The organism is Seonamhaeicola sp. ABD4_175 (assembly GCF_056160885.1).
In genome coordinates, this window is record NZ_JBSWYC010000002.1 from 40718 (window position 1) to 62912 (window position 22195).

21 protein-coding genes and 1 other RNA gene are annotated in these 22195 nt (G+C 29.2%); 9 read left to right on the forward strand and 13 right to left on the reverse strand.

The window, feature by feature from the left end; genetic code table 11:
• Positions 1-42 precede the first annotated feature (42 nt).
• Positions 43-3072 carry a tetratricopeptide repeat protein gene (locus tag ACXAG4_RS06500; protein ID WP_475295277.1) on the reverse strand — a complete coding sequence of 1010 codons (3030 nt, stop codon included), beginning with the start codon at positions 3070-3072 and terminating at the stop codon, positions 43-45.
• Between the two features lie 267 nt (positions 3073-3339).
• On the opposite strand from ACXAG4_RS06500, the gene ACXAG4_RS06505 reads away from it, so the two are divergent.
• A complete protein-coding gene (locus ACXAG4_RS06505; RefSeq protein ID WP_475295278.1) occupies positions 3340-4023 on the forward strand; it encodes a cell division ATP-binding protein FtsE in 684 nt (227 codons plus the stop codon).
• On the opposite strand, the gene ACXAG4_RS06510 is transcribed toward ACXAG4_RS06505, so the two are convergent.
• Both ACXAG4_RS06510 and ACXAG4_RS06515 read right to left on the reverse strand, forming a co-directional pair.
• A complete protein-coding gene (locus ACXAG4_RS06510; protein WP_475295279.1) occupies positions 4020-5117 on the reverse strand; it encodes a glycosyltransferase in 1098 nt (365 codons plus the stop codon). The genes ACXAG4_RS06505 and ACXAG4_RS06510 overlap by 4 nt on opposite strands.
• Before the next feature lie 21 nt (positions 5118-5138).
• Positions 5139-6230, reverse strand: coding sequence for a glycosyltransferase (locus ACXAG4_RS06515; RefSeq protein WP_475295280.1), 1092 nt, complete (start codon positions 6228-6230; stop codon positions 5139-5141).
• Between the two features lie 149 nt (positions 6231-6379).
• Here ACXAG4_RS06515 and ACXAG4_RS06520 point away from each other — a divergent pair, with 149 nt between their 5' ends.
• A complete protein-coding gene (locus tag ACXAG4_RS06520) occupies positions 6380-7327 on the forward strand; it encodes a glycosyltransferase family 2 protein (protein ID WP_475295281.1) in 948 nt (315 codons plus the stop codon).
• On the opposite strand, the gene ACXAG4_RS06525 is transcribed toward ACXAG4_RS06520, so the two are convergent.
• From ACXAG4_RS06525 to typA, 8 genes are all read right to left on the reverse strand, one after another.
• Positions 7316-7711 (reverse strand): sugar 3,4-ketoisomerase, encoded by a 396-nt coding sequence (locus ACXAG4_RS06525; RefSeq protein WP_475295282.1) that lies wholly within the window; start codon positions 7709-7711, stop codon positions 7316-7318. The genes ACXAG4_RS06520 and ACXAG4_RS06525 overlap by 12 nt on opposite strands.
• 9 nt (positions 7712-7720) lie before the next feature.
• Positions 7721-8461: an acyltransferase gene (locus ACXAG4_RS06530; RefSeq protein WP_475295283.1), complete on the reverse strand. Its 741-nt coding sequence runs from the start codon at positions 8459-8461 to the stop codon at positions 7721-7723.
• Positions 8458-9939, reverse strand: a complete 1482-nt coding sequence (locus ACXAG4_RS06535; protein ID WP_475295284.1) for an oligosaccharide flippase family protein — start codon at positions 9937-9939, stop codon at positions 8458-8460. Before ACXAG4_RS06535 ends, ACXAG4_RS06530 begins: the two co-directional genes overlap by 4 nt.
• On the reverse strand, positions 9939-11045 hold the full coding sequence (locus ACXAG4_RS06540) for a DegT/DnrJ/EryC1/StrS family aminotransferase (protein ID WP_475295285.1): 1107 nt from the start codon (positions 11043-11045) through the stop codon (positions 9939-9941). The genes ACXAG4_RS06535 and ACXAG4_RS06540 overlap by 1 nt, the downstream gene beginning before the upstream one ends.
• Positions 11042-11959, reverse strand: a complete 918-nt coding sequence (locus ACXAG4_RS06545) for a GNAT family N-acetyltransferase (protein ID WP_475295286.1) — start codon at positions 11957-11959, stop codon at positions 11042-11044. Before ACXAG4_RS06545 ends, ACXAG4_RS06540 begins: the two co-directional genes overlap by 4 nt.
• A gap of 99 nt (positions 11960-12058) precedes the next feature.
• Positions 12059-13357 (reverse strand): O-antigen translocase, encoded by a 1299-nt coding sequence (locus tag ACXAG4_RS06550; RefSeq protein WP_475295287.1) that lies wholly within the window; start codon positions 13355-13357, stop codon positions 12059-12061.
• Positions 13358-13495: 138 nt separating this feature from the next.
• Positions 13496-13729, reverse strand: coding sequence for a uroporphyrinogen decarboxylase (locus tag ACXAG4_RS06555; RefSeq protein WP_475295288.1), 234 nt, complete (start codon positions 13727-13729; stop codon positions 13496-13498).
• A complete protein-coding gene (typA, locus tag ACXAG4_RS06560) occupies positions 13729-15528 on the reverse strand; it encodes a translational GTPase TypA (RefSeq protein WP_475295289.1) in 1800 nt (599 codons plus the stop codon). The genes ACXAG4_RS06555 and typA overlap by 1 nt, the downstream gene beginning before the upstream one ends.
• Positions 15529-15750: 222 nt before the next feature.
• Between typA and kdsA the strand changes: the two genes are divergently transcribed.
• Entirely contained in the window at positions 15751-16569 is an 819-nt protein-coding gene (kdsA, locus tag ACXAG4_RS06565; RefSeq protein ID WP_475295290.1) for a 3-deoxy-8-phosphooctulonate synthase, read from the forward strand.
• Positions 16570-16663: 94 nt separating this feature from the next.
• Positions 16664-17509, forward strand: coding sequence for a hypothetical protein (locus ACXAG4_RS06570; protein WP_475295291.1), 846 nt, complete (start codon positions 16664-16666; stop codon positions 17507-17509).
• On the opposite strand, the gene ACXAG4_RS06575 is transcribed toward ACXAG4_RS06570, so the two are convergent.
• Entirely contained in the window at positions 17502-17882 is a 381-nt protein-coding gene (locus ACXAG4_RS06575) for a DUF1801 domain-containing protein (protein ID WP_475295292.1), read from the reverse strand. The two genes, ACXAG4_RS06570 and ACXAG4_RS06575, sit on opposite strands and share 8 nt — an antisense overlap.
• Before the next feature lie 97 nt (positions 17883-17979).
• Between ACXAG4_RS06575 and ACXAG4_RS06580 the strand changes: the two genes are divergently transcribed.
• The 5 genes from ACXAG4_RS06580 (at position 17980) to ssrA (ending at position 21305) form a co-directional block, all read left to right on the forward strand.
• Positions 17980-18600, forward strand: a complete 621-nt coding sequence (locus ACXAG4_RS06580; RefSeq protein WP_475295293.1) for a hypothetical protein — start codon at positions 17980-17982, stop codon at positions 18598-18600.
• Positions 18601-18625: 25 nt separating this feature from the next.
• The gene (locus ACXAG4_RS06585; protein ID WP_475295294.1) at positions 18626-18922 is read left to right on the forward strand and encodes a winged helix-turn-helix domain-containing protein; all 297 of its coding nucleotides are present in this window, start codon (positions 18626-18628) and stop codon (positions 18920-18922) included.
• A gap of 50 nt (positions 18923-18972) precedes the next feature.
• Positions 18973-20346: a cell envelope integrity protein CreD gene (gene creD, locus ACXAG4_RS06590; protein WP_475295295.1), complete on the forward strand. Its 1374-nt coding sequence runs from the start codon at positions 18973-18975 to the stop codon at positions 20344-20346.
• Positions 20347-20373: 27 nt separating this feature from the next.
• On the forward strand, positions 20374-20760 hold the full coding sequence (locus ACXAG4_RS06595) for a ribosomal maturation YjgA family protein (RefSeq protein ID WP_475295296.1): 387 nt from the start codon (positions 20374-20376) through the stop codon (positions 20758-20760).
• Positions 20761-20909: 149 nt separating this feature from the next.
• Positions 20910-21305: a transfer-messenger RNA gene (gene ssrA / locus ACXAG4_RS06600) on the forward strand.
• Between the two features lie 209 nt (positions 21306-21514).
• Here the strand turns inward: ssrA and ACXAG4_RS06605 are convergent.
• Positions 21515-22192, reverse strand: a complete 678-nt coding sequence (locus tag ACXAG4_RS06605) for a response regulator (RefSeq protein WP_475295297.1) — start codon at positions 22190-22192, stop codon at positions 21515-21517.
• Positions 22193-22195 lie beyond the last annotated feature (3 nt).

Below are 22195 nucleotides of genomic sequence, written 5' to 3' on the forward strand. Positions count from 1 at the left end.
TTGATTTACTATTTACAATTTTTTATTTGCTACTTTACTTTTTTACTCTGGCTGAATTGAAGAATTAGTTTTAGCCTCTTCAATTTTAATTTTGTTTAATGTTTCTTTTGCTTGTGTTACAACATCATCAAATTCGGCAAAATTTTCAATAACACTTTCTAAAATATAAGTGGCTTGAAATGCATCATTTAGTGCATAAAAATTCTTAGCCATTACAACCAAACCTTTGGCACTGTAATATTTATATCCAGAAAAATCTTTGGCTAATTTTTGTACTGTTGTGTTTGATGCTTCATACTTACCTTCTTTATTTTTAAAATATGCATTGTAGTATAAGGCTTCGGCAGCAGTTTCGCCAGTGGCTACTTTTTCAACATTAGCATAAGCTGTTTTTGCTTTACTTTCGTTGCCAGTTTTTATGGCAGAACGTGCAATAATTATATAAGCGTCACTTTTAATTTTATTATCAATTGTTGAGCTTGCCAAAACTTTATCGGCATAAATAACAGCAGCTTCATAATTTTCTAATTGATAATTAGCTTTCATTAAGTTTGATTGCGCAAAAACCACATTTTGCGGAAAATTAGCTTCGGTCTCTAAGCGTTTTAAAGTTGGTATGGCTTGTTGCCATTTTTTTCCTTCTAAGTAAAACTGAGATAAACGCAACAAGGCTTCCTCTGTATATTCATTTTGCGTAGTTTCAACAATGTATTTGTAATGTGGTGCCGCATTTGCCATTAAATCTTTTTTATAATACAATTGGCCTAAATAAAAGTGCGCTTGTAAAATATGAAGACCCTTTGGAAACTCATTAACGTAACCATTAAATTGTTTAATGGCACGGTCTGTATTTCCATCTAAATACTGTTTTTCTGCGGCAGTGTAGGTGGCGTTATCTAAATCGGCATCAGTAACTTCAACAAAATCTAGTGTTTTTACCCAAGCAGCATAATCATCAACACGCCCCATATCAATATAAATTAGTTTTGCGGTTGAAACAGCTTGAACCGCCTCTGGCGTTCCTGGGTAATTACCTGCTACGTTTTTAAATTTATTTAAAGCTTTTTGGTTTTCATTACCATTATAATACACTAAGCCTTGGCGCAATAATGATTTTGGTACAAATGAACTCATTTTATAAGCTTCATTCAACTTATTATACATTGATAACGCCTTGTTTATTTGATTTGCTTTTACGTAAGAATTACCTAATTCATACATAGCATCATCACGAAGTTTAGACGTTTGGTAGTTGTTAATAAACTGCTCTAATTCTTGTATTTTTTGTGAAGATTGCCCCATATAACCGGCACTTATTGCTTTTTGAAACGCCGGATAATCGGCATTTATTTCACCAACTTCTATGGCCTTTTGGTAAGCTTTTATTGCTGCATTATAATTACTGGTTACAAAATAGGCATCGCCCAAACGCAAAAATGCATCATTAAGTCTAACTTTATCATTAGTGGCTGTTTTGGTAAATGTACTAAAGTGCTCTGTGGCGCTATTATAATTTTTTAATTTAAAATAGGTGTAAGCCAAGTTATAATCTAGATTTTCAGATTCTGGAGCAGTTATATTCATTTGTTCAAATTGCTTAAAGCCCACTAAGGCATCATCATAATTTGTTAAATTATAATCTGTTTCAGCTTTCCAAAATGTAGCACGGGCTGTATAATTTTCATCTCTTGGTTCTTTTAATGAAGCATCAAATAATTTTTTGGCTTCTAAATATTTGTTGTCATTATAAAGCTCAATTCCTCTGTAAAAAGCAACTTTTTGGTAAGCCGTTTTATTTTCAAAACTCTTTTTACCTTCTAATAAACTTAATGCTTCTTTGTAGTTTTTTGATGTAATGTAAGAATCTATCAACAACGTTTCAATTTCTTCACGGTAACTTGTTTCGGGGTATTTTTCTAAATATCTGGCCAAAACTTGTGGTGCTGGTTGGTATGGGTTACCTATTTCGTAACTAATTTTGGCATAGTTTAACCAGGCATCTTCTTGAATTTTTAAGTCAAAACTCATTTGAGAAGCATTTCTAAAAGCATTTAAAGCTTCTTGTTTTTTATTTAAGTGCACATAACTTTCACCTAAATGATAATAGGCATTTTGCGCAATGCCATTTTTACCTCCAATTATTTTATTAAATTCTGAAATGGCTTTTTCATAATCTGCTTGTTTGTAATGTGCATAACCAAGTTGATAAAAATCGGTATTATTCCATTTGGCCGTATTATCGCGTTTTCCTTTTTTACCTTTATAGGCCGTTAAATATGGAATGGCAGCTTGGTATTCTTCTAAATTAAAATAACTTTCACCAATAATTTTTGAAAGTTCAGATACTTCGTTTTCATCACTATTTGGCAATTGTTGTTTTGCCAGTTCAATGGCTTTTTCAAAATTTCCTAATTTAAAGTTTAAATCGGCTTGGTAATATGATAGTTTTTCTTTGTAGCGTTCTTGGTCACTAACTTGGTTAAAATACTCGTTAGCTTCATCATAATCATCACCTTCATAAGCCATAAAACCAATATAGTATTTGGCTTGCGAACCGTATTCTTGCGAGCTTTCTACTTTTGAAAGGTATTTTTTTGCTTCTTTATATTGTTTTGTTGTGAAAGCGGTGTAACCGTTATTGAAATAGAATTTTTCTTTATCGGCTCTTCCTAAACCAGCTTCATTTACCTTGCTGTACCATTTTCTTGCATAGGCGTATTTTCCGTTTTCAAAATAGTAATCGGCCACATCAACAAAAGCGGTGTTGCGTTTTGTACTTGTTGGGTATTCTTCAACAAAATGTTCAACCAAATCATCAGCATTTTGCTGGTTTAACCTTACTGCGCAATTGGCAATGTAATAGGCACAATCTGACTTTAAAATGTCTTCTTTTGTTGTTTTTTTTACATTTTCAAATAACGACTGTGCTGCTAAATACTGATTATTATTGTAAAGTGATAAGGCTTTTTGGTAATCTACCATATTGTTTGTGTATGCGGCAGATTGTTGTGCAGAAAGCGTTAAGGTAAAACTAACGCTAAGTATAAAGGAGATAAAACTTTTTTTAGTCATTAACTAGTAGTTTTTAATTTTAATCAAAGATAAAAGTTTGGTTTTTAATCATGCTGTAACAGATATAAATTTCTGTTAAAATAAAGACTAAAAACACGCTTTAATTATGTTTCTTCTATAACGAAATAATCATGCCATAATTATAAAGCTTACATTATTTTGTTGAAAAAGTTTTTATTAATTACAGTAATAACACAACAAAAAACATACTTTTGGGTTTGTAATTTATAACAATACCATTAAACTTGTAATTTAAACTTAGTTTTTATGCCAAATACCATTTTACAATTAAAAGATGCAGCCATTTACCAAGGTGATAGCTTGGTTTTATCAAACGTTAATGTTGAAATTAACAAAGGTGAATTTGTATATTTAATTGGAAAAACGGGTACAGGAAAAAGTAGTTTTATGAAAACACTTTATGGCGATTTACCTTTAAAAGAAGGTAATGGCCATATTGTTGATTACAACCTTAAAGCTTTAAAAGAAAGAGATATTCCTTTTTTACGCCGAAAATTAGGCGTTGTTTTTCAAGACTTTAAATTACTTGTTGATAGAACGGTTAATGATAATTTATTGTTTGTTTTAAAAGCTACAGGTTGGAAAGACAAAGATAAAATGAAAAACCGTATTGAAGAAGTTTTAACTAAGGTTGATATGAAAACCAAAGGTTTTAAATTTCCGCATGAATTATCGGGTGGAGAGCAACAACGCGTTGCCATTGCCAGAGCTTTACTTAATGACCCTGAGCTTATTTTAGCTGATGAACCTACAGGAAATTTAGACCCGCAAACTAGTGTTGAAGTTATGAAAGTATTGCAAGACATTAATAAAAATGGCAATACTATTTTAATGGCTACACATGATTATGCTTTGCTTTTAAAATACCCAAGTAAAACTTTAAAATGTGATGAAAACCAGGTTTACGAGGTGGTGCAGCGTAAAGGTTAAAATAAAGTAGATTCTATTAAATTTTTCCATTGACTCCCTATATTTTCCATTGTTAAATGCTGTATGGATTTTTTTGAATTTAATTGACAGGTTTTGTACAAAACATCATTATTTAAAAACTCATTAAAAGCATCTAACAATTTACTTTTATTCTGAGCTTCAACTAACAATCCGTTTTCACCATTTTTTATAATTTCATTTGGCCCTGTTGGACAATCATATGAAATAACTGGAGTTTCACAAGCCAAAGCTTCAAGCACTACCAAAGGATAACCTTCATATTTACTTGTTAAAACAAAAAACTTTGCTTGATTCATATATTTATAAGGGTTTATTTGAAAACCTTTAAAATGAATTTTATCTTTATTGGGTAAAGTTTCTCTATACTCCTCTAATACTGATTGATATTTACCCTTACCCAAAATAACCAAATGTATATTTTTGCTTGGTAGCATTGAGTTGGAATAAACTTCCATTAAATGATCAAATTGTTTAATATTATCATCCATTCGGCCTACCCCGATTATGTATTCAAAATCGAACAACTTTTCACTTTCAACCCTATCTTCAATAAATTTAAAATCTATCGGGTTTAGTATCACTTGAGAGTTTTCCAGACCAATTTCCTCTATTTTCTGTTTAATTCCTTTAGAAACACATACTATCTTTTCTGCTTTATTATATATATTCCTAAATAAAGACCAAGGTTTAGGGATATACTTATCCATCAAAGGTAAGTGGAAAGTATAAATCATGATATCTAATCTAGGAATTACAAAGTAGGTAAACACTAATTCTGTAAGAAAGCGTCTTCTAGACCTAAAATCTATAATAGCCTCAAAATTATGACGTTTAACATACCTTTTAAGCTTTATGAATCCAAAAAACTGGTGCACAAAACTAAACTTGGTTCCTTTAGGCACCTGAAGGCAATAAAACTGCCCCCCAACTTTAAAGTCTTTTAAAGTATAGGCAGCAATGAAGTGTACTTCATAATTTAAGTTTTCTAGCATTAACGATAATAATGTCGATGCTTTTTCAGCACCTCCATTACCTGCCGAAGGTGATATAATAGCTATTTTTTTTAACTTCATATTTTAATTTAAACTTAAAAACTAACCGTTTTCAATTATATCCTTCCATGTTTTAGCAATAATGTTAATATCATATTTCTCTACACTTTTTAATGCATTTTGCTTACAGTTTTCATATAATTTTTTGTTTATTGAAAGTTTTGTAATAGCCGCCTCTAATTGTTCAAAATTCTGGTTTTCTACCAACAAACCGTTGTATTCATTTTGAATCATTTCCCTAGGTCCAGTTTTACAATCAAATGAAACTACGGGTGTGCCACAAGCTAGCGTTTCCAAGATAACATAAGGAAAACCCTCCATTTTACTACATAAAACTAAAAACTTAGCTCTAGCCATATATTTATATGGGTTTTCTTGAAAGGATAAAAAATGGATATCTTTAGATAATCCTCTAGATTTCACTTCATGTTTCATCGCTTCTTTAAGAGAACCATCACCCATTATAAATAATTTGATTTGCTTTTCTTTTAAACTCGTTTTAGGATAACAATCAATTAATTTGTTAATTTGTTTAATATCATCATCCATTCTTCCTACTATTAAAATAAAATCTTCAAGCTCATTAATAGCATCTTGTTTTAGTTTTTGAATGCTTTCAATATTAATAGCATTATGAATTAAAGCTGTATTTTTTAAATTATACGTATGCTTTACATGCACTCTTATGGCATTAGAAACCGTAACTATTTTTAAGGCTTTTGCATAGTTTTTTTTAACTAAAAAAAATGGTTTTGGTATGTATAGATGCAACTGTGGTAAATGAATAGTAAAAACTACATGCTTAATTTTTTTATAAATAAATTTATAAATTAATAATTCTCTTAAAATGGAGTTTCGCGTTCTAAAATCTATAAGATAATCAAAATGATTTTGTGCTACATAATTTCTAAAATTAAAGAAGAAGGAAAATCTGGTTATAAAATTCTTCTTAATTCTTTCTTTGTTTAGTACATAACACGTGCCATGATATTCATAACTAATTTTATTATCTAATATAACTAAATTCACATCATAATTAAACGGCTTTAACATTAATGAAAGTATAGCCGCAGCACGTTCTGATCCGCCTTCGCTTAAACTTTTAGCAACTATTAATACTTTTTTTTTATTCATTTTTGAACAGAAAACACTGTTTTTAGTTTACTAAGTGTTTTAATTTGAATGGTAATCATCAAAAATACACGTTTATTTTAAAAAAGCAGATTCTACTATGTCATTTCAAATATAAAAATTACATTTAAAAATACTTTTTCTATTACTTTATGATTGAATTATCGGTACATCTTATAACATTTAATAATGCTAAACATATTGAAGCAACCTTGCAATCTATTCTAACACAAAAAGTAAATTTTAACTATGAAATTGTGGTTGGTGATGATTGTTCTACTGATGAAACTTTAAAAATTATAAATTCATATAAAGAAAAACATCCGAAGCTTTTCAATGTCATAAGAAATGAATCGCAATTAGGCATTTTAAAAAATTTTAAAACCACGCTTGACAGATGTCAAGGCACCTATATTTTTGATATTGCTGGCGATGATTTATTTAAAAGTTCAAACACTTTACAAATATTGGTTGACACTTTAAGAAGTGATGCTAGTTTAGGGTTTGTGGATTCTGGATACGATTTACTTTTAGAAAGTAAAAATAAAACAGTTGATTTTGATAATGCCCGCTTCATTAATATTTCAAAAGAAGACTATAAAAACAATGTTTTATTAGGAAATATAACTCCTATAGGTGTTTGTTATCATAGAGATTTTTTATACAAGTATGTTGATTTTGAAAAATACATGCATATGAATGTTACTATTGAAGATTACCCAATTTTGGTGGATTTAGTAATGCATACTAATTTTGAAACTATTAATGAATCTTTACATATTTACAGAGTTCATGATGCTTCTTGCTCACATCAAAAAAGTTTTAATCGTCAATTATTTTTGTTAGATCAAATGCATATGTTGTTTGACTATTTTTCAAAGAAATACCATATTTCAGGAACCATAAGAGAGATTTTTGAGACCAATCATAATAAACAATTACTTTATTATGCTGCTATCTACTCTAAAAAAGACATTGGTAAATCTACATTTAAAAACATTGAAAATAAAAAAATTAAGGATTATATTTTTTTCATTGCAAGTCAAAATATACTTTTAAAAAAAACATTTTTATTTATAAAAAGATTTCTAATGAATTGAGCTAAAATCTTCATAATTTCTTATATAGTCATTTTCATCAAAAAAATCTGACGCTATCACTAAACAAACTGATCCTGAAGAAAAGTCTTCCAATTCCCTCCATATTAAGTTAGGTATTAATAAACCTACATTAGGTTTATTTAAGGTAATTGTTTGTTTTATACCATTAGTATCTTCTAATATGACATTAAAACTTCCACTAATAGCTATTAAAAATTCATATTGTTCTTTATGTGCATGCCCACCTCTATAAGCTCCACTAGGAACATCATACAAATAATACACTCTTTTTAATTGATAAGGTAAAACTTCTTTTTCAATTACCGATAAATTCCCTCTGTAATCATGAATTTTTGGAATATTAATTAACTTAACTCTTTTCAATGTATATAGTTATTTTTTTCTTATCAAAAAGTTTTCTAAACTTACTTTTTCACCGTCCCAATCTCGTGATAAATTTTCTCTGATAAGTTTTGATGGAACTCCCCCTATAAGAATATTTTCTCCTAAATTAGTATAATCTTTATTACACAAACTATTTGAAGCAACAGTACAGAAATTTGGTGTTTTAGTTTTACTCATTATTGATACTCTGTTACTTATATAGTTATAAGCCCCTATAATTATTGGATTAGAATTTGGATATTTATACCCTGTTTTTGTATCAATCATTTGATGAAAAGTGGTATCTATTATTTGAGATTCAGAACCTATTCTAGCATAATCATTTAAAATAACTTTGTTTACACATATTAGTTTGCCACTTCCACCTAATGAGGACATATTTCCAAATTCAGTGTATGCATTTTCATGAATACAAATAAAACAATCTTTTCCAAACTGGCAGTACCCTTTAAATACCAATGTACCTTGAATATTTATTTCTAAAACTCCTTTAGATTTTTTATTCATTTCATATGCTTGCCCAAAACCTATCATACTTCTCTTTATTGGTGCAATAATTTGGACACTTCCTTTAAGAGCTGAAAATCTTACTCTACCATAAAAGTATACAGGTAATTTAATAGCTATTTTAAAAGGAAACATCTTAAAATTAAAGTAAAGTGTTTTAAGCCAGTTTACAGATAGTTGGAATTTTATCCAATGATAAATATTTTTTAAAAACTTAATCACCTATTATTCTTTAACAAGCTAGTCATTAAATCTTTTAAAGGCACTTTATTATTTAATGCCTTCAACACATAAACAATAGAAATAACGGCTACTAACCACATTAAAATATATTTATAAATACCCAAATTTAAAAAACTTAATAAAAAAACAATAATACACAAAAGGCTACATTTAAAAAACACTATATATAATTCTCTACTTAAGTTTATTTTATAGAAATATTTTACCACAAAATTAATACCTAAAAAATGAACAATAAAATAACCTAAGAAAGCTACACCTATACCTTTTAACCCTGCAATGGTATACCCTAAAACTAAAAAAACAAAATACAAAACACTATAAAATACACTAGTTTTTATTAATAGCTTTGTATCTCCTTTAGTTATAATTATGTAGCCTAAAGTCCATGATAGAGTTTTAAAAAGCATAGCCAATATACCCCATGAAACCATTTTTGTTATTGGTATAAACTTAGACGAAAAAATTAATTGTATTATTTCTGGAGCTAAAATTATGAATAGTATTATTATTGGAGTAATAATTAATATGGTCAAATAAGCTTGATGAAATGCTAACTTCTTTATTTCATTATTATTGGAAGCTATTTCTGATAATCTTGGGAAATAATTTTTACTCATCACTATAAAAATAAACCCTGCATAAGTGTTCAAAACAATTAATCCCGCTCCATATAAACCTACTTCATTTAAAGTGCCTTTATAGCTAATTACTATTTGAACCAAGTATTCGCTAAGCATTCTAAATAAATCGCTAATACTTAAAGCCAAACCTAAATACAAAATAGATTTCCCTTCCAAGAATATATTTTTATTAAATATTCTTATTTTTTTAGGTTCAGTTACTTTCTTTGTGTAAAAGTAAGCAAGTGCAAAACTAATACTAGTAGCTATCATAATACTTGGTGCTATAGCATTAATTTCCCAATAAAAATACATAGGCAAAACAATACAAAGTGAAACTATATTTGCATATAAATTAGCTTTTGCATACAACCTCAAAACTCTTAAACTTTGTAAAATTGAAAGATATCCAGATGATAATTGCTTAAAAAAGACAGCTAAACCTAACCATATGAATGCGTACTTAAAATCTGTATTTCCAAATGTAATATTACTTAAATAAGATGAAAACACTAAAGTTATTAAACACCCTATTAAGCCTGTAATAAAAATTAAATATTTATATATTGAAATAGTTTTATAAAGCTTGGAATCATTTTTCAAATGCGTTGAAATGTTTTTTATACCACTTGATTCTAGGCCAAAACCTGTTATACTAAATATTAAATTTAATGAACTATTTAACAATGTTAAAATACCAACTCCTGTTGTACCCAATATGATTGCTACAAACTTGGACTTTATTATTGAAAGAATGATATTAATAAATTGAACACCTCCAAATAATGTTGTTGCTTTAATTATCTGTTTATAAGATGTTTTTATTTGATCCACTATAAAGAAAAATCATTTATTAGTGAAACAATTTTTTCCATATCGTTTATTGCTAAATTTTGATTACATGGTATACTTAAAATTTCATCACAAATACTTTCAGTTATTGGTATGTTTAATTGCTTAAACTCATTATAAGCCTTTTGTTTGTTAATAGGAATGGGATAATGTATCAATGTTTGAACACCATTTACTTTTAAAAAATGCTTAAGTTCATTCCTAAATTTACTCCTCACAACATATAGGTGAAAAACATGCTGATTTATATCTTCAAACTTTGGTAATTTAATTTTATTAGATTTTATTGTTTTTTGATAATACTTTGCTACAACTCTTCGTTTATCATTATCAATATCTAAATTTTTCAACTTTAATCGTAAAAAAGTAGCCTGCAATTCATCTAGCCTACAATTAAAACCTTTAAGTTCATTTTGATAAGTAGATTTCCTACCATAATTTCTTAATTTTAATATTGTAGAAGCAAGCATTTCACTGTTAGTTGTAATAGCACCTGCATCTCCTAAGGCTCCCAAATTTTTAGTTGGATAAAAACTAAATGCTGCTGCATTTGATAAATTACCAGCTCTTCTACCGTCTTTAAAAACAGCTCCATGTGCCTGAGCAGCATCTTCTATTAACAATAAATTATATTTTTTTGAAATTTTTTCTAACTCTAAAACATCATATAATTGCCCATATAAATGAACGCCTAATATTGCTTTTGTTTTGGGAGTAATTGCTGCTAAAATGTTTTCAGGGCTTATATTAAATGTATTAATGTCTGGCTCAACTAATCTGGGTTTTAAACCGGTATTGCTAATAGCTAAAACTGTGGCAATGTATGTATTAGCAGGAACAAGCACCTCATCTCCATCATTTAAAAATTTTAATATTTTATAAGAATTAAGTATTAAATGAAGTGCATCTAAACCTGAACTTACACCAATACAAAATTTAGTACCACAATAAGCCGCAAATTCTTTTTCAAATAAATTAACTTGATCACCTAAAATATATTGCCCTTTACTTAAAAAATCTTTAAATATATTTAAGAATTCTATTTCATAGTTGTTGTTAATTCCCTTTATGTCTAAAAATTTTATCATTTAAATATTGCTTCAAGCAAATTATATTTTTTTACATCAACTTTATAGTAACTTTGTGCTACAGTTCTAGCTCCAAAACCTTCTTTCCAAGATTGAACACCAAAATTTATTTGTTTACCTTCATTAATATTTGAGCTACCAAAATCAAAAAAAAGCTTACTTTTATATACTTTACTAAGTAAATGAAAATGCAATACATCTAAACTTCCAAGCTTACTTCTTTCTAAATCAGCAGATATGTATTGAGAGTGTGCAACATTTTTACTTTCAAAAATTACAGTGCCTGCTACTAATTTTCTATCTTTATATACTCCAAATAATTTTATTTTTTCAGGAAATTTCGCTTTTAATTCAAGTATTTCCTTTAAGGAATGTACTGGTGCAACACCATACCTTTGTTTAATATTTTTTATTAAAATTGAATTCCAAAACAGCTCAAAGTCTTCAGTTTCTTTTACAATTAAATTTTGCTTCTGTGCTCTTTTTAAACCTAAGATTCTATCTTTTGAAACATTACTTATATCAAATTCACTTATAACTGAAAGTGTTTCTTTTTTTAATAATTCAGCTTTTAATATAAATAATAAATAATCTAATTCATCACTTGGTGCTATTTTGTATATAGAAGGTATTGGCTTTACATAAAAAGTTTTAATTTTATTAAAATCTAAAAATTTTAAAATGGCATAAACACTATTTAAAACCGCCTTAAATTTAATTGTCTTGTTAAGAATTAACCCTCCATAGGTTAAACCTTGATGAGAATGAATAGAATTACCTACTTTATTTGCTGGTAATAATGCAACTAATACATTTTTTTTAAAAATTAGTAAAGAAAAATCAAGAAAACGATCAGAATGATATTCTAAAAAATCTCTATTAAATAAGAAAGTAGCGTTTTTTGATTTTGACACAAAATCATTCCAAACTTGATAATAGGACTGATTGTATTTCTTTACTCTATAGTCACTTTGCATTTTATTTAACTAAATAGTTCAATTGGTAAAATAAATTTATCTATTTTTTTTATACCCAAAAAGTGAGGTCCAAAAAATACATAAAATTAATATATAATACCCTAAATAGCTTACAAAATGTGCTACAACTGCACCTTTAACATTATCATAATAATCTATAAAATAAACACTGGTAAAATATAATGCTATTATTAAAAATGCTTCGGTTAAAATATAATACCAGAACATTTTTTTTGCAATAAACTGAAAGGCAACAACCATAGATAGTACTTTAATAAAATCTCCTAAAAGTTGCCAAATAAATAGGTTTTCAACAGGTATAAACTCTTCAGTAAAAACTAAAATTACAATTATATGTTTTAACAAATAAATTAGTAATAACCCAAGAGCCAAAAATGGCATTACAGTTTTATAAAATGCAAATACTTCTTTTTTAAAATCTCTTTTGTTGCTTATTTCGGTAAACCTTGGTAAAATATAAAGCGCCATTAAAGAGGTAATAAACATTAAATAGTATTTAGATATTCGTGTCATAGCCTCCCAAAAACCGGCGTCTTCATACCCTATATTTTCAATTATATAATTACGTATAGCAATAGCTACCAAAGGCAACAATACCGCCGAAAACATAGCCATTATTGAATATGGTGTAAGTTTTCTTAAAAAACGTAAACTTACATTGTTAACCTTAATTAAAGGCATTAAACTTCTTCTATTTATAATACCAACCAAGGTTATTAAAAATATTAAAGATTCTGCTATAGCTACCGATATTAAAGCGCCTTTTAATTTTTCTTGATAAATTAAAAGCAGTGCAATGGCCACACTTAAAATTTGCCCTATAATGTTTATTATGATTAAGATTTTATATTTTGAAAATCCATTCATAATAGAAAAAGAAAATAAATTTAAAGCATAAAAAGGGAGTACAATAGCAAAAACTTTTATAGCTAGTGTGTAATTATTATAACTAGGAAAAATAACATCTTTTATAAGCTCTGCATTGTAGTAGCAAATTGCGGATAATAAAATGGTACAAATAAAACCACAATAAAAAACAGTTGATACAGTTTTGCTTAACTTAACCGCATCATCCTTAAACTTGCTTATATATTTTACAACCCCTTTGTAAGAACCTACAATAGATAGTGTTTGAAATGAACTAACAAAGTTTTGAAAGTTTCCTATTAATGCTAAACCTTCAGCCCCTATAAAAACAGCTATGGCTTTTGAAGTTAACAAACCCGCTATAATTCTGGTAATTACAGAAACTATTTGCAAAGAAGCAACATTAACTAAAACGTGTTTGTTTATATAATCAATTAACTTTTTCAATTGATATTTTTTATCTCTTAAAATAGTTACAACTATTTTTTTTTTTGAGTGACTTTACCTATTAAATCAAATATACAAAATACATATACGTATAAACTAGTATACTTGGTTTAATAGATAAAGTGTACCACAATATCTTTATTTTACCTTTTTAAGTAAATAATACAGGTTTATACAAAGTATAGCTGTATTAGTTATTATAATTGGTTTAGATATTGGTGTTAATAATATACCGTAAACCACAAAGAACAAACATCCTACAAGGTTTACAAGCCTTAACTTAACAACAGATTTCATTAAAAATGATAACAACACTGTTGCCATGGCTAAATAACCTACCCATTCAGTTAAAGGCATTCCTAAAAAATCCATTAAATAGATTTGTTTCGTTTACGATCTACTTCTTTAAGTAAAATTTTTCTAATACGTAAGTGGTTTGGTGTAACCTCAACGTACTCATCTTTTTGAATATATTCTAAAGCTTCTTCTAATGAAAACTTAATAGCTGGTACAATTTTGGCTTTATCATCGGCTCCAGCAGAACGTACGTTACTTAACTTTTTGGTTTTAGTTACGTTAACTGTCATATCATCGCCTCGTGAGTTTTCACCAATAACCTGTCCTTCATAAATATCTTCACCCGGATCTATAAAAAACTTACCACGGTCTTGTAATTTATCAATAGAATAAGGAATAGCTGTACCGTTTTCCATAGATACTAAAGAACCATTTTGTCTTTCAGGAATACCTCCTTTTACTGGCTGATATTCTTTAAAACGGTGTGCCATAATAGCCTCACCAGCAGTAGCTGTTAATAATTGATTACGTAAACCTATAATGCCGCGTGATGGCACAATAAATTCACAAACCATACGCTCTCCTTTGGCTTCCATACTTAACATTTCACCTTTACGCATGGTTACCATTTCTATGGCTTTACCTGATACTTCTTCAGGTAAATCTATAGTCATTTCTTCAACAGGCTCACACTTAACGCCATCTACTTCTTTAATAATAACTTGTGGCTGACCAATTTGTAACTCATACCCTTCTCTACGCATTGTTTCAATTAAAACAGATAAGTGTAAAACACCACGACCAAATACCATAAATTTATCGGCACTGTCTGTTTCTTGCACACGTAGCGCTAAGTTTTTTTCTAACTCTTTAGTTAATCTATCTTTAATGTGGCGTGAGGTTACGTATTTACCATCTTTACCAAAGAAAGGCGAATCGTTAATAGTAAATAACATGCTCATTGTTGGCTCATCAATAGCTATGGTTTTTAAGCCTTCAGGATTTTCAAAATCAGCCACTGTATCACCAATTTCAAAACCTTCTAACCCAACTATAGCACAAATATCACCGGCTTGTACCTCATCAACTTTTATACGTCCTAAGCCTTCAAAAACATGTAATTCTTTAATTTTAGACTTAACAATACTTCCATCGCGTTTTACTAATGATATGTTTTGGCCTGCTTTTAAAGTACCACGCGTTAATCTTCCTATGGCAATACGTCCTGTAAAGCTTGAAAAATCTAACGATGTTATTAACATTTGTGTAGTACCTTCAGCAATTTTTGGCTCTGGTATATGTTCAATAACCATTTCTAAAAGTGGTTCAATATTTTCAGTTGGTTTTTGCCAATCTTCACTCATCCAATTGTTTTTGGCCGAACCGTAAACTGTTGGAAAATCTAATTGCCACTCTTCTGCACCCAATTCAAACATTAAATCAAACACCTTTTCGTGCACTTCTTCTGGTGTACAGTTTTCTTTATCAACTTTATTAACAACCACGCAAGGTTTCAAACCTAAATCTATAGCTTTTTGTAACACAAAACGTGTTTGTGGCATAGGGCCTTCAAAAGCATCAACTAATAAAAGAACACCATCGGCCATGTTTAAAACACGTTCTACTTCGCCACCAAAATCGGCGTGACCTGGCGTATCAATAATATTAATTTTTGTGTCTTTATAAGTAACCGAAACGTTTTTTGAGGTAATTGTAATACCACGTTCTCGCTCTAAATCGTTGTTATCTAGTATTAAATCGCCTGTATTTTCGTTTTCACGAAATAACTGACAGTGATACATAATTTTATCTACCAACGTAGTTTTCCCGTGATCTACGTGAGCAATAATGGCAATATTTTTTATTTTTTTCATTTTAAGCCCTATTTTAAGCGTGCAAAGATACTCATAATTAATGGATATATAACACATTAAATGTATTTTGAATTTTCTTTTTTGTGAAACACGCCAACCACGCTAAATGTTTAAAAACCGTTATCTTTTTACTGTTATAAACAGCGTTTATGCCAAACAAAAAATCATTAAATTATATTACAAAGTAGTATATTTGTGGCCTAAAATTCTCAAAAAACGTTTATGAAACTTCAAGATATACCAAAATTAAAACACACCAATTCAAACAACTTTTTCTTGCTATGTGGCCCTTGTGCTATTGAAGGCGAAGATATGGCTTTAAGAATTGCCGAAAAAGTTGTTGAAATAACAAATAAACTTGAAATTCCGTATGTTTTTAAAGGAAGTTTTAAAAAAGCAAACCGAAGCCGTATAGATAGTTTTACAGGTATTGGCAATGAAAAAGCCTTAAAAATACTTAAAAAAGTATCTGATACTTTTGATATTCCTACCGTTACCGATATACATGAAGTTACTGATGCCAATTTTGCTGCACAATATGTTGATGTTTTACAAATTCCTGCATTTTTAGTGCGCCAAACAGATTTGGTTGTGGCTGCGGCTAAAACCGGTAAAGTTGTAAACCTTAAAAAAGGACAATTTATGAGTCCGGAAGCCATGAAACACGCCGTACAAAAGGTTAAAGATTCTGGCAGTAATAAAGCTTGGATAACAGACCGCGGTACTATGTTTGGCTACCAGGACATGATTGTAGATTTTAGAGGCATACCAACAATGCGCCAATTTGCTCCAACAGTTTTAGATGTAACACACTCATTACAACAACCAAACCAAAGCGCCGGCGTTACAGGCGGGAGACCAGATATGATTGAAACTATAGCACGCGCTGGTGTGGTTAATAATGTTGATGGTTTATTTATTGAAACACATTTTGACCCTGCAAACGCAAAAAGTGATGGCGCTAATATGTTGCATTTAGATAATTTAGAAAAATTACTAACAAACCTTGTAGCTATTAGAAAAACCATAGTTAATCTTTAATTGTAGTTTTAATAACCATAACTTAAAAACACAAGTAAACATTGTAAACCAAATTATTGCTTAATTCGTGAATGCTACTTTTACAAGAAAATTCATGAACATTAAGCATATTTGTTTGTTTACAGCATTAGTTTGTACCAGTATAGGTGTTTCACAAAAAACCAATACCAATTTAGAATTTAGCACCTCAAAAAAAGGAAAGTTTTATGTGTATTGGGGCTGGAACAGAGCCAACTACACTAAAAGCGATATTACCTTTGAAGGACCAGACCATAATTTTACTTTAAAAAATGTTGTTGCGCATGATAATCCACAAGATAAATTTGGTTTTAAAGAACATTTAAATCCGGCACGGGTTACTGTACCACAAACAAACTTCAGAATTGGTTATTTTTTTAATGATGTTTACAGCATTTCCTTTGGTTTTGACCACATGAAATACGTGGTTGATAGCCCACAAAACGTTACTATTAATGGCTTTATTGATGATAATAGCAACTTTAAAGGCACTTATAACAATGAAACCATAACTATTAATGACGATTTTTTGCAATTTGAATATACTGATGGTTTAAACTACATAAATTTTGAATTAAATAGGTTTGACCATTTGAAGTTTATAAAAACTAATCCTGAAAAAATATATATCAACACAGTTATTGGGGTAGGCACAGGCGTTATGTTTCCAAGAACCAATGCTACATTTTTAGGCAGACCAAAAAATGATAAATTTTCAATTTCTGGTTTTGGTACTTCTATTAAAACGGGTTTAAATATTACATTTTTAAAGCACTTTTTTGTACAAACCGAAGTTAAGAGTGGTTACGTAAATATTCTAAACTCAAAAACTACTAGCAACTCTAATAATAAAGCAAAGCATCACTTTTTTTATTTACAACGCAATATTGTTTTTGGTGGTAGGTTTACATTATTTAAGTAATATGCCAAGGTTTTTTTTGTGATTCAGCTATTTTGGCAGCCGCTAAAAGTAGCTTCTCAAAATGTTCTTGCTTTAAATCTTCAAGGTTTTTTAATTGAATAGATCTTACTTGTTTTCGGTTAGCATCATTCTTTAATTCAGGAAAATCTTTTTCTAATAAAACGCCATGTACAAAAGCAACATCAACATAATCTTTCCCTTTTAATACATTTAAGTAAAGCATTGGTTTTTTGCCAATATTATAAAACGGTATTTTATAACTGTAACGCTCAATTACATTTGGTAAGGTTTTTAAAATAACACTTCTAACATATAGCATTATAGATTGAAATGGTTCTTTTTGATTAAAAAAATAAGCATCAACAGGTTTCAATTTTATTAATTTTAAATAGTTAACTTCAAACTTAACAAAAATTTATGAGCGTTATATCATTTTAATTTACTTACTTTGCAATTCAAAGTACTTTAATATGGAGTCTAAAGATTATTTAAAAGATATTGGTGAAATTAAAGATTTAATGAATAAATCTTCAAGGTTTATATCATTAAGCGGTTTATCTGGTATTTTGGCCGGCACGTATGCTTTAATTGGCAGTGCAATAGCATATTGGTTTGTAAACCAGTACAGCAACGGTATTTTAATTTTAAATGGTTGGGTATTTAATTATTGCTTACTAACACTTGCTTTGGTGGCTTTTTTTAGTATTGTTACTGGTATTTTACTAACTACTAAAAAAGCAAAAAAACAACACATTAGCACATGGAACAGTACATCTAAACGATTAGTTTTAAATTTTTTAATTCCTTTAGTTACTGGCGGACTGTATATTTTAATTATTCTAAGCCAAGGAAAGTACGGGCAAGCGGGTGCTTTAATGCTAATTTTTTATGGTTTAGCCTTAATAAACGCATCAAAATATAGTATTGGAAACATTAGGTTTCTTGGTATTATACAAGTTATTTTAGGCTTAATTGGGGCTATTAAACCTGGGTATGGTTTTTGGCTTTGGGTACTAGGTTTTGGTATAATGCATATTGTTTACGGCACTTGGATGTATTTTAAATTTGATAAAAACAATTCTGAAGTTTAAATAGTTTTTTTAAGAATCATTTACCGTGAGCATAATTAACAACATAAATAAATTATTTGACCACAGGATAAGACTTGGCATCATGTCTATTTTAATGGTGAATGAGTATGCCGATTTTAATATGCTTAAAGAACTTTTAGGCGCTACTGATGGTAATTTAGCTAGCCACACTAAAGCACTTGAAAAAGCAGAATACATAACCATTGAAAAGCAATTTATAGGAAGAAAACCTAACACGCGTTATTACACAACTAAATTAGGTAAAGCAGCATTTAAAAAACATATTGAAGCGTTAGAAAAAATAATAAAGAATCAAACATAAATTTTTTTACAACTACACTTTGAAATTCAAAGTACTTTAAATAAACATCTATGAACACATCAAAAAAAGAACCACAAAACAAGTTTGTGCATTGGCTAAAAACGTCAATTACAGCACGTATGATAATGATTGGCTTTTTAACCCTTTCATTATTAATTCCGTTGTCTTTTATTCAAAACTTAATACAAGAACGCGCGCACAGACAAAATGAAGCCTTAAGTAAAATAAATAACCAATGGGGAAAAGAAATTTTAATGTACGGCCCAATTTTAAAAATTCCATACAAGGTGTATAAAGAAAAAATAATTACAGATAAAAACACAAAAAAAACATATACAGAAACCTACAGCGAAACTAAAGTTGCTTACTTTTTTCCTGAGCAATTACATGTAAATACAATTATAAATCCTGAACCAAAAAAAAGAGGCATTTACACTACAGCCGTATACAATTCTAACTTAAAAATTGATGGTAATTTTGTAAAACCAGATTTCTCTGAAATAGGTATTGATAATGATAATGTTTTATGGAACAACGCTAAATTAATTATTAAAACATCAAACGTAAAGGGCATTAATACGGCAAATTTGCAGGTAAATAGCACACAGCAAAGTTTAACATCAAAATACAATGCCAAAAAAAATTATGGGGATAATATTTATAACCTACATAGTTTAGAAACTAAAAACATATCTGTAAATACAATAAATACGAAACCTTTACATTTTACTTTAGAATTTAGCATTAAAGGCAGCGAACAAATTAGTTTTGTGCCTGTGGGTAAAACTACACAAGCCAATATAAAATCTAATTGGAAAGACGCCAATTTTGTTGGTGAGTTTTTGCCATACAATAATGATAAAATAACGAATAATGGCTTTGATGCGAAGTGGAAAATTTTAGATATTAACAGACCATTTTCTCAGCATCATTTTAATAATTTACCACAATTAAACGACTTTGCTTTTGGTGTAAACTTTATGATTCCGGTAGATGAATACCAAAAGAGTGAGCGCTCATCTAAATACGGTTTTTTGGTTATTAGCTTAACTTTTTTAATTTTCTTTTTAATACAATCTTTAAGCAAAATACATATTCATCCGTTTCAGTATTTAATGATTGGTTTGGCACTTACCATGTTTTACACATTGCTGGTATCAATATCTGAACACAGTAACTTTTTAAAAGCCTATGTAATTGCTGCCGCTTCTGTAATTGTACTTATTAGTTTATACTCTAAAACCATTTTGAAAAAAATAAAATTCCCGCTATTTATTGGCACATCTTTAACCGCTTTGTACACGTTTATTTATGTAATTATACAGTTAGAAAATTATGCTTTATTAGTTGGCAGTATTGGTCTGTTTATAATATTGGCTATTGTAATGTTTGCTTCTAAAAAAATAGATTGGAGTAACGGATAAATAATGAACTGCTTTAAATTGTAAAACATGTATTTAAAACATACTTATATTATTTGGACTTTAATATTATTTGTAACCGAAGTGCTTATAGCTTACTTTTTAAAAACGGGCTTTATTAGGCATACCTTTGGTGACTATTTAGTGGTTATACTGGTTTATTGTTTTGTAAAATGCTTTTACAGCAAGTACAACAACATAATTGCTTTGTGTGTATTAGCCTTTTCATTTTTTGTTGAATTTCTCCAATTAATACGTATTGTAGATATTTTTGAAATTAAAAATAATATTGTAAAAATTATAATAGGAACTACGTTTCAATTATCAGATTTAGTGGCGTATACTTTGGGTATTTGTACTGTTTTAATTTTAGAAAATAGAAAAGCTATTTGGAATAATTTTTGTTATATTAATTAATGGCTGCGTTTTACCTATTACAAAAGTTTTGGTACATTTGCTGCCCGCGTTAAGGATTGAAACGGCATCCTTTTGCTTTTTTTGCAAAAGATATAGTGGAAAGCCTGACCCGATAGGGTAACGCCCAAAATGAAAATTTACTATTTAATGGGGTCGACTGGTTTTGACAGCGAGATTAATTAAACGGTAAGCACGTGGTGTAAGGACTTTGATACACCTTAAAGGCTAAGTCAAACTTTAAACGGCGAAAATAATTACGCTTTAGCTGCTTAATAACTGAATTATAGTAAGTTCAAGCCACGGCGCACAAGGTGCGCAAGCTAAATGTCTCCGGAAAGCCTTGGTTTATGGCGTTCTTTTTTGAGGCATCGTAAAAATAAACTAAGGTGTTATTTTGCTTTGATGTAACACCAAGATTTAAAAGCTAAGTTTTAAGTGGGTTGTTTTTTGCCAGCTTATTACCTAAAATTAAGTTAAAACTAAACGTGTAGAAAGCCCTTTGGTTACTTGTTTGGACCCGAGTTCGAATCTCGGCGACTCCACAATAAAAAAAGAGAACAATTTATTTTTGTTCTCTTTTTTTTCTTTTAACTTAATTAACATTTGTTAATATCCGTTGAAAATATAAGGAAAACCCCTTAACATAAATTAAGCTTTGGTTGTACTTTTGTAGGGCTATTAATTATTATCATAAGGGCAAAAAAATGAGCTCTAAACATTGAGAGGTTTAGAGCTTAATTTTGCTCTGTTTTTTTTAGATAAAACCCTGCTCTTCGGCTACTTTAAATAGTACTCTATCACTTTTGCCATCTACTCTAAATTTTTCTTTTAGTATGCGTTTTCTGCGTTCTATGGCTGCCATTGATAGGTTTAATATTTCAGGTAGCTCATTCATTCTGGCTCCTTTTGAGAGTTCTAACAGCATAACTCTATCTGTAGTATCAAGCACTATATCATTAGTTGTTTTTTTACGTAAAAACTTTATTACGGTTTTACAATAATACGGTGGGTCTTGTATAACGGTTTCAATGGCTTGGGTTAAAATTTCTGGAGTTAAATCGGTTTTTATTAAAAACCCATCTGGGTTAATATTTTTTAATATACTATTAAGTCTTGTATTTTTTGTGTAGGTTGTGGCCACTATAATTTTGGCATTTGGTATTTGTTTGCGTATTATAATACCCAAATCTTCACCTGACACTATTTTACCATCGGTTGATGGTGGTACGCTAATATCTAAAAACACCAAACTAGCATTAGTACATTTTACTAGTTGTTGTATTTTTTGGTTGGCTTCATCACAATTATTGGCTGCTTGTGTGTTAAAAATATAATTTGCATTTGTTTTTCCTAAATGTTTTATAGCGCTATGATAGGCTTTTACTATTAACGGATGATCATCTATTATTAAAACATTTAATGTTTGTGCCATAAT